Origin of the sequence: Streptomyces phytophilus (assembly GCF_013870535.1) — a bacterium.
In the GTDB taxonomy this organism is placed as follows: Bacteria; Actinomycetota; Actinomycetes; order Streptomycetales; family Streptomycetaceae; genus Streptomyces; species Streptomyces phytophilus.
In genome coordinates this window covers 1-3,335 of record NZ_JACBXC010000669.1, presented here as the reverse complement: position 1 = coordinate 3,335, position 3,335 = coordinate 1, and the positions used below count along the sequence as shown (strand labels likewise).

Below are 3,335 nucleotides of genomic sequence, written 5' to 3'. Positions count from 1 at the left end.
GGGCGGGCGTGGGTGGCGGAGCGGTGGCGCTGGGACCTGCTGGCGGAGCGGCTGACGTCGCTGCTGTGAGGCGGTGCCCCGCGCCTACCGCTCGTACAGCGCCTCGATCTCCGCCGCGAAGTCCTTCGCCACCGCACCCCGCTTCAGCTTCAGCGACGGCGTCAGATGCCCCGACTCCTCCGTGAACTGCCCCGGCAGGATCCGGAACTTGCGCACCGACTCCGCCCGCGACACCTGCGCGTTCCCGTCGTCCACCGCGAGCTGCACCGCCGCCCGCAGCTCCGCGTCGTCCACCAGCTCCGCCGCCGTCCGGCCCGGCTTGCCGCTGTCCTGGGCCCACTTGGCGAGGAACTCCTCGTCCAGCGTGACCAGCGCGGCGACGAACGGCCGCGCGTCGCCGACGACCATGCACTCCGCCACCAGCGCGTGCGCCCGGATGCGGTCCTCTATCACCGCCGGGGCGACGTTCTTGCCGGCGGCCGTGACGATGATCTCCTTCTTCCGCCCGGTGATGGACAGGTACCCGTCCCCGTCCAGGCTCCCGAGGTCGCCGGTGTGCAGCCACTCGCCGTCCAGCGAGGCCGCCGTCGCGTCCTCGTCGCCCCAGTACCCGGTGAAGACGTTGCCGCCGCGCACCAGCACCTCGCCGTCGTCGGCGATGCGGATGGTGCAGCCGGGCAGCGGCTGCCCGACGGTGCCGATCTTCGGGCGCTGCACCGGGTTGACGGTGATCGCGGCGGCGGTCTCGGTCAGGCCGTAGCCCTCCAGGACCGTGAAGCCGATGCCGCGGTAGAAGTGGCCGAGCCGCTCGCCCAGCGGAGCGCCGCCGGAGATCGCGTGCGTGGCCCGGCCGCCGAGGACGGCGCGCAGCTTGGCGTAGACGAGCTTGTCGAAGAGCGCGTGCCGCAGCCGCAGCCCGAAGGCGGGGCCGCCGGTGTCCAGGGCGCGGCTGTACGCGATGGCGGTGTGGGCCGCCTTGTCGAAGATCTTCCCCTTGCCGTCGGACTGCGCCTTGGCGCGCGCGGAGTTGTAGACCTTCTCGAAGACGCGGGGGACGCCGAGCAGCAACGTCGGCTTGAAGCCGGCCAGGTCGGCGGTGAGGTTCTTCACGTCCGGCGCGTGGCCGAGCTTCATCGGGGCGACCATGGCGGCGATCTCCACCAGCCTGCCGAAGACGTGCGCGAGCGGCAGGAAGAGGAGGATCGAGCTGTCGCCGGGGCGGAAGAGCGGGCGCAGCTGCTCCACGGCGTTGCCGCACTCGGCGAGGAAGCCGCCGTGGGTGATGACGCAGCCCTTGGGGCGGCCGGTGGTGCCCGAGGTGTAGACGAGGGTCGCGGGGGAGTCGGCGCCGGCCGCGGAGCGGTGCTTCTCCAGGGTCTCGTCGGACACCTCGGCCCCGGCGGCGGTCAGCGCGGCGACGGCGCCGTCCTCGTCGCCTTCGGCGTCGATCCGCCACACGTCGCGCAGCTGCGGCACCCGGCCGCGTACCGACTCGACCGCCGCGGCGTGCTCCGCGGTCTCCACCACGCACGCCACCGTGCCCGAGTCGCTCAGGATCCACTGGATCTGCTCGGGCGAGCTGGTCTCGTACACCGGGACCGTCACGCCGCCCGCGGTCCAGATCGCGAAGTCCAGCAGCGTCCACTCGTACCGCGTACGGGACATCAGCCCGACCCGGTCCCCGGGCCGCAGCCCGGCCGCGATCAGGCCCCTGGCCGCCGCCTCCACCTCCGCGAGGAAGTCCGCGGCGGACACGTCCTCCCAGTCGCCGGACGCGTTCTTGCGGGCGACGACGGCCAGCTCGGGGGTCCGGGCGGCGTTGGTGCGGATGAGGTCCGTCAGATTGGCGTCCGCCGGGACCTCGTACAGGGCGGGAAGGGCGAACTCTCGCAAGAGACTGCTCCTCGACGTTCCGGTGGGCCACCTGCGACCCTATCCCCACGAGGGCGCCGCGCGGCAGTGGCGCCGCTCACCGCCGTGCGGGGGCCGCACGGGTGCCGTGCGCACCGGAAGTAGGGTGATCGCATGAGGGTCCACGTGGTCAGCGACGTGCACGGCAACAGCGCCGACCTGGCCCGCGCGGGCGACGGCGCGGACGCGCTCGTCTGCCTCGGCGACCTCATCCTCTTCATCGACTACGCCGACCACTCCCGCGGCATCTTCCCGGACCTCTTCGGCGTCGCGAACACCACGCGCAGCGTGGAGCTGCGCACCGCCCGCAGATTCGAGGAGCACCGCGAGTTCGTGCGCTCGCTGTGGGCGGGCATGGACAAGAGCGGCGAGATCGAGAAGGCGGTGCGCAGGCAGTACGCGGAGCTGTTCGCGGCCTTCCCCGTGCCGACGTACGCCACGTACGGCAACGTGGACATCCCGCGGCTGTGGCCCGAGTTCGCCCGCGAGGGCACCACCGTGCTCGACGGCCAGCGGGTGGAGATCGGCGGGCTGGTCTTCGGGTTCGTCGGCGGCGGACTGCAGACGCCGATGCGCACGCCGTACGAGATCGACGACGAGACGTACGCCGCGAAGGTCGCCGCACTCGGCGAGGTCGACGTGCTCTGCTCGCACATCCCGCCGCTCGTCCCCGACCTCTGCTACGACACGGTGGCGCGCCGCTTCGAGCGCGGCAGCGAAGCGCTGCTGGCGGCGGTGCACGAGGTGCGGCCGCGGTACGCGCTCTTCGGCCACGTCCACCAGCCGCTGGCGCGGCGGATGCGGATCGGGGCGACGGAGTGCGTGAACGTCGGGCACTTCGCGTCCCGCGGGAAGCCGTGGGTTCTGGAGTGGTGAACCGGGCGCGGTAACCTTCAGCGCGGACGGTTGACGGAGGAGCCCAGGCATGGCAGAGCACACCAGGTCCAGTATCACCATCGACGCCGCACCGGACGCGGTGATGACGGTGATCGCGGACTTCGACCGCTACCCGGAGTGGACCGGCGAGGTGCGGCGGACCGAGGTGCTCGAAGCGGACGGTCAGGGGCGCGCGGCGCGGGTGCTGCTGGTGCTGGACGCGAAGACGATCCGGGACGAGCAGACGCTTGCGTACACCTGGGCGGGTCCGCACGAGGTGCGCTGGACGCTGGAGAAGTCGCAGATGCTGCGCGCCCTGGACGGCGCGTACCTGCTGCGGCCGCTCGCGGGCGGGGAGCGCACCGAGGTGACGTACGAGCTGACCGTCGACGTCAAGATCCCGATGCTCGGGATGATGAAGCGCAAGATGGAGAAGATCATCATCGAGCGCGCGCTGGACGGGCTGAAGCAGCGCGTCGAGAGCGTGCCGGACGCGTCGGCCGACCCGGGCCCGGGCTCCGGCTCCGGTACGGACTGACGCGTCGCGT

3 protein-coding genes are annotated in these 3,335 nt (G+C 72.3%); 2 read left to right on the top strand and 1 reads right to left on the bottom strand.

Translation table 11 applies throughout. From position 1 onward, the window contains the following. Nucleotides 1–84: 84 nt before the first annotated feature. Complete coding sequence (locus H5J30_RS23240) at nt 85–1,893, bottom strand: AMP-dependent synthetase/ligase (RefSeq protein WP_181789325.1); 1,809 nt, start codon at nt 1,891–1,893, stop codon at nt 85–87. Between the two features lie 132 nt (nt 1,894–2,025). Between H5J30_RS23240 and H5J30_RS23235 the strand changes: the two genes are divergently transcribed. Both H5J30_RS23235 and H5J30_RS23230 read left to right on the top strand, forming a co-directional pair. Continuing rightward, entirely contained in the window at nt 2,026–2,787 is a 762-nt protein-coding gene (locus H5J30_RS23235) for a metallophosphoesterase family protein (RefSeq protein ID WP_181789324.1), read from the top strand. A gap of 49 nt (nt 2,788–2,836) precedes the next feature. Then, complete coding sequence (locus H5J30_RS23230; RefSeq protein ID WP_181789323.1) at nt 2,837–3,325, top strand: SRPBCC family protein; 489 nt, start codon at nt 2,837–2,839, stop codon at nt 3,323–3,325. Nucleotides 3,326–3,335 lie beyond the last annotated feature (10 nt).

What these genes read in the sequence shown, in the direction of transcription:
- H5J30_RS23230 (WP_181789323.1), top strand. Translation starts at nt 2,837, where the DNA reads ATGGCAGAGCACACCAGGTCCAGTATCACCATCGACGCCGCACCGGAC.
- H5J30_RS23235 (WP_181789324.1), top strand. Translation starts at nt 2,026, where the DNA reads ATGAGGGTCCACGTGGTCAGCGACGTGCACGGCAACAGCGCCGACCTG.